2 protein-coding genes are annotated in these 2,028 nt (G+C 41.7%); one reads left to right on the top strand and one right to left on the bottom strand.

Annotated features, from left to right (window positions below; genetic code table 11):
• On the bottom strand, positions 1 to 355 hold a 355-nt coding region (locus F6K23_RS40225; RefSeq protein ID WP_293166775.1), incomplete at its 3' end, for a phage integrase N-terminal SAM-like domain-containing protein.
• 351 nt (positions 356 to 706) lie between these two features.
• Between F6K23_RS40225 and F6K23_RS40220 the strand changes: the two genes are divergently transcribed.
• Entirely contained in the window at positions 707 to 1,921 is a 1,215-nt protein-coding gene (locus F6K23_RS40220) for a homing endonuclease associated repeat-containing protein (protein WP_293166773.1), read from the top strand.
• The last annotated feature ends 107 nt before the right edge of the window (positions 1,922 to 2,028 follow it).

The following is a 2,028-nucleotide window of genomic DNA, read 5'->3' as shown; positions in this document are numbered from 1 at the left end:
GTTCAGCTGCTAGGTGCTCAAGAAATGGCGCTGCATGGCTAGTGGATAAAGAACTTGCTGACCTAAGATGATGATAATTGAGACAGCGCTTAAGCCAGTGGAGATACGATTTTTCTGTGCGCAAACTATAGCGTTGAGAACGCATCTCGACTGCGAAGCGTTGAAGTTCAGGATCGTCGGGTAGGCGACCATGATCAAGTACTTGCTGAATTTCACCATCGTTCATTGATCGAGAATCTGCTTGACGAATACACTGATTCCAGTCTATGTCAGAATGCCAAGGGCAGCGAGTTGCTAAGCCAAAACGACGCAATGCATCGATCGCCTGGAGGACCCGCCATGGTTCCCAAGCCAAGCGCGTATATCCATTTATATGCGCGACAATATGGCTTGACTGAAGATCTTTCGACCTCACTCCGGGAAATCTAGCGAGTAATTGATCGACATAAATCCGATACCATTTAATTGACTTGTTTCTAACCCCTTGCTGCTGAAGGTCCTGCAAATACGATGCCCACCATGCTTCAATAGCTTGATCATCTGGATTGTTGCTATGCGTCCTGATGGAGTCCATAACAACCCACCATATATGGAGTGACCGTGGTATCAATTACTAATCTACCAGTGGCGAAGCGCACTGAGACGGGTCTCAAGGGACCCCTCTATAAATGACTGTTAGCCATCTTTACCTTGGAGACATCCTGAAATGAGCGATAACATCAGAAAAGGTGAGGAATTTGAAAAACAGTGTTTGAAATATCTCGGCCTTCTTGGATTCGAAAACCTCCGTCTTACCAAAAATGTGAACGATCAAGGGGCCGATTTGATAGGCAAATATGGCGATTCAACCTATATATTTCAGTGTAAAAAACACAAGAAAAAGCAGGGCAACAGGCCTGTTCAAGAAGCAATTGCGGCAAAAACATATTACAAAGCATCCCGTTGTGCCATAATATCTGAAAGCGGTTTTACAAAATCTGCGTTCGAACTCGCCCGCCCTAACTACTGCATTCTATTCACCGCTGATGAAATTTCGGACGCGGTCAATTCAAAACATAATTTCGGAGATTTGATAGAGGGATTTAATTTCCCTGAGTATGTAACTGTTGAGCACGATTACGATGTCATTAAGCGTTATGAAGAGATTAAAGCCAAAATTGGTCATACACCAAGAAATTCTGACCTTGACTCGACAACCCGGTATCACATCAAAAGAATTTATGGAAACCTTTCTAATCTAATAAGCCAACTTGGGGACCGGCCCTTTTCCAGAAGGCCTACAGATAATGAGATAAAAAATGAGTATATTCGTGTGAAGGAAAAAGTCGGAAAAATCCCAACTTTGGCCGATATGGAATTGAACTCGGCTTTCTCAAGAAATTGCTTTTCAAGCTATCCTTTCACAAAAATACAGAGAGATTGTGGAGACGCACCAAATATTCAAAGAGGTGTCTCCAAGGCAAAATTGATACGTGCCTTTAAGGAGCTTGAACAGAAACTGGGCAGAACGCCCACTTTAAAAGACTTGGATGAAAGTGGGATATATAGGGCCAGCTATTACCGAAATCGTTGGGGTAATATTGATACTTTTCTTAAAGAGCTTGGCATCTCTCGACGTAACTTTAAAAAGCAGTTGTCCTATGATGAACGCGAACTCATCATTATTTATCTGCTGTTGAAGAAAATTTTTGAAATTCGGCAGGATGACAAAGATTTTTATCTTAACCACACGGTTCTTGAAAAATTAAAATTTGAAGAAAATACTTTTATTTCACCAGGTACTTTTAGTAATCGCTTTGAAAGTTGGAAACAATTCATAAATTATTTGGATGGTGATAAGGCAACCTATTTTGAAAAAGACCTCGATAAAATTATTTTGAGATTGATAGAAGATCAATCAGATAACAACGACAATGACTAACAAATCACTGGTGCGGACGCAAAAAGCAGCGCCGCACAGTTCAGACGTTAGACCTATGACACAATCACCCTTCGAGTCCATTCTAGTGTGCATACCGGGCCCTTGGG

The sequence above is a fragment of the Okeania sp. SIO2C9 genome, assembly GCF_010672455.1.
In the GTDB taxonomy this organism is placed as follows: domain Bacteria; phylum Cyanobacteriota; class Cyanobacteriia; order Cyanobacteriales; family Microcoleaceae; genus Okeania.
The sequence above is the reverse complement of the archived record's forward strand: the minus strand, read 5'-3'. Positions and strand labels throughout refer to the sequence as shown.